Genomic DNA, 2,699 nt, shown 5'->3' with positions numbered 1-2,699 from the left:
CTGCACGGTCTGATACCCCAGCGTCTTTTCATAGGACCAGGGATCATACCAGGAAATAATGCGGTTCATGCGGTATGGCGCCGAGAGCAGGTACACGATGCCTACGGCAAGAGTCGCCAGAAGAGGCACCTTGGCCTTGAGGATACTGGCTCCGCTCACCCAGAACATAACAAGCGGCAGGAATAAAATAACCAGAGCCGTGCCGGCATCAGGCTGGCGGAACACGAGGATGCCCAGGAGAAGCGGCGGCAGCAGCAGCGGATGGGGCACAAAGCGGATCCGTTTCCACCGCGGCTCTTTCCCTGTTTGGGACGGAAAAAACGCCGACAGGGGCGAGAAAAATTCGATATGGCCTTTCTTATCCCACAGTGGTGCCAGCTTGTCAGCCGTAAAAAGGATGACGACCAGCTTGGCGATTTCCGAAGGCTGGAAGGTAAATCCTCCTGCCCCGAGCCAGCGCCGGGCGCCGTTGACGACGATTCCCGCCGCCAGCACGGCGACAAGCAGGATAACCGTAAAGACGAACAGGCGGACCGACCATTTCTTCCACATATGATAGTCCTTTTTGTAGACAAACAAGGCCGGTACCAGCCCCAGGGACAGATACACACCCTGCCGGATGAGATGGCCGTAGGCACTGCCCCCTTCTGCCATATCCTCGACAAAAGTCGAACTGAACACATTGGACGTGCCGATGATGATCAGCAGAAAAAAAGCAATGAGGAGCATCCAGAAATTGCGGCGCATCTCCTTAGTGTGCGGATTCATCAGCCTTCACCTCCGCAGGGCGGGTGGCGGCGCAATGGAAAATCGGCTGCCCTTTGGCACTGAATTTCGCTTCGTATTCCGTCATCGCTTCATTGACGATATCACTATGATGCAGATCATAGGTCACCTCTGACAACGGCCAGTTCCGCTGGCGGAATTCTTCCAGCGTAAAATCGAACAGACCGGCATTATCGGATTTGAACAATACCATGCCTCCCGGAGCCAGCAGCCGGGCATAGCGGTCCAGAAACAGGCGGTACGTCAGACGGCGCTTGGCGTGGCGCGACTTGGGCCAGGGATCACAGAAATTGATGAAAAACCGGTCCACTTCACCGGGAGCAAAGATATCCTCGATTTTTGCCACATCATACTTTAGCAGATGCACATTGGAAACTTCCGCTTCAGCGCATTTCTTTCCGGCATAATACAGGACCCCTGTCTGGATCTCGATCCCGATAAAATTCACCTCCGGGTGCAGCACGGCCATCTGGGAAATGAAATTTCCCTTTCCCGTACCCAGCTCAACCCAGAGCGGCGCATCGGGGCGGGCAAACACAGACCGCCAGCGGCCTTTATATTCCTCCGCTCCGGACAGATGGACAAACGCATCATACTCGCGGATGGCATCGTCAATCCAGGGTTTTCTTCGTAAACGCATAGCATAACTCCTTTAAAAAAGGCTGATTCCATCACACGAAATCAGCCATAGACATAAATTTACTTGTATTATTATAGGTAATATAAAAGACACTGTCAAGACGGGGACGGCAGGCAGGCGTCAGATGCTCATGACCTTTCCCCTCTGTTCCCACAATAAACTCCCGTACCTGGGAAAAGGCAATACTCATAATGTCATGGACGGGAAACAATACGATAAATAATACCACTTCCAGAGCAGCCCCACAAGACCTGCATCATAACGCCAAACCTGTCACCTCATTTCCAAATATGCAAATGATTATCAGGGATATATCAGTAAGTTTCTACATATGACATTCAAACACATACAGCCAATCACGGTGATTCATTTCTAACAGCCGTCTCTTACCATCGTCAGCATCCATGAGAAAATTATCGTATTGATCCACCACAGCCGCGAGGTACAATTTTTCATGTTCATTCTGGGGATTCAGCTCTTCTAGGGGTACAATCTGCTTCGCTTTCCCTGACTTAGGCCAGGAAATAATAGTATGCCTTCCGACGACACGTATGACACGGCAAGTTTCTTCCTCAAAATAGTCAATATAATCCGGTATTAATGCACACATCCTATCTATTATGTTTTTACGATTGCCAATGACAGCTACATTGTACCGTCCCATACGCCACTCCTCCTATTCTGTAAACCGTTCAATCACTCGTATTGTTACATAATATGATACCTTCATCGAACATATGTGTCAATCCATCGGGCCCGGCCTTTTTATCATATGAGCCCCAATTTCTGAGTCCGAGGATGCTGCACGTCGAACGGACAATCGGACTCATAATGAACTCTCTATTGAAATAAAACCCTTCCGCCACTTCGTGGCCCTCCTTCCCTTATCAGGGACGGCAAAGATACCCGGTCCGTCGAACCGGCTACTGGCTGATGACTGATGACTGCTGCCCTTCCTGCTAACCACTAATCACTGGCCACCAGCTGCCAGCCTTTCCCTCTTCGACGGACGGCCTGCGGCCTTTTCATCAAACGTTAAACTATCTTTTCCAACCTACAAACAACAGCCCTTTCCCGTACGAACAGGAAAGGGCTGTCTCTTACTTCCAGGCCGGCAGGAGCTCGCCTTTGAAGTTTTCTTCGATGTATTGTCTGACTTCCGGAGACTGGAAGGCTTTGACAAATTTCTGATATGCCGGGTTGTCTTTGTCTTTGGCCCGGGCGGCGATGACGTTGACATAGGGGCTGGTATCGTCTTCGGTGGCGATACGGT

Annotated in this window: 5 protein-coding genes; all 5 read right to left on the bottom strand. The window is 50.8% G+C overall.

Going from position 1 to position 2,699, the window contains the following annotated elements; genetic code table 11:
* Positions 1-768, bottom strand: a 768-nt coding sequence (locus DBO31_RS05505) for an FtsW/RodA/SpoVE family cell cycle protein (RefSeq protein ID WP_159897770.1), incomplete at its 3' end; no start/stop codon positions are given.
* Entirely contained in the window at positions 752-1,426 is a 675-nt protein-coding gene (gene trmB / locus DBO31_RS05500) for a tRNA (guanosine(46)-N7)-methyltransferase TrmB (protein ID WP_075581940.1), read from the bottom strand. The genes DBO31_RS05505 and trmB, both read right to left, overlap by 17 nt.
* Positions 1,427-1,457: 31 nt before the next feature.
* On the bottom strand, positions 1,458-1,655 hold the full coding sequence (locus DBO31_RS05495; protein ID WP_150824641.1) for a hypothetical protein: 198 nt from the start codon (positions 1,653-1,655) through the stop codon (positions 1,458-1,460).
* A gap of 96 nt (positions 1,656-1,751) precedes the next feature.
* Positions 1,752-2,090: a hypothetical protein gene (locus tag DBO31_RS05490; RefSeq protein WP_150824640.1), complete on the bottom strand. Its 339-nt coding sequence runs from the start codon at positions 2,088-2,090 to the stop codon at positions 1,752-1,754.
* Positions 2,091-2,526: 436 nt separating this feature from the next.
* Positions 2,527-2,694 carry a MetQ/NlpA family ABC transporter substrate-binding protein gene (locus tag DBO31_RS05485; RefSeq protein ID WP_255413330.1) on the bottom strand — a complete coding sequence of 56 codons (168 nt, stop codon included), beginning with the start codon at positions 2,692-2,694 and terminating at the stop codon, positions 2,527-2,529.
* Between the last annotated feature and the right edge of the window lie 5 nt (positions 2,695-2,699).

Source organism: Megasphaera sp. DJF_B143 (genome assembly GCF_900320625.1).
GTDB lineage: Bacteria > Bacillota > Negativicutes > Veillonellales > Megasphaeraceae > Megasphaera > Megasphaera hexanoica.
This window is presented reverse-complemented; position numbering and strand designations above follow the sequence as displayed.

Excerpts from the sequence above, each read along its gene's own strand:
- trmB (WP_075581940.1), bottom strand. The coding sequence starts at position 1,426 with ATGCGTTTACGAAGAAAACCCTGGATTGACGATGCCATCCGCGAGTAT.
- DBO31_RS05490 (WP_150824640.1), bottom strand. The coding sequence starts at position 2,090 with ATGGGACGGTACAATGTAGCTGTCATTGGCAATCGTAAAAACATAATA.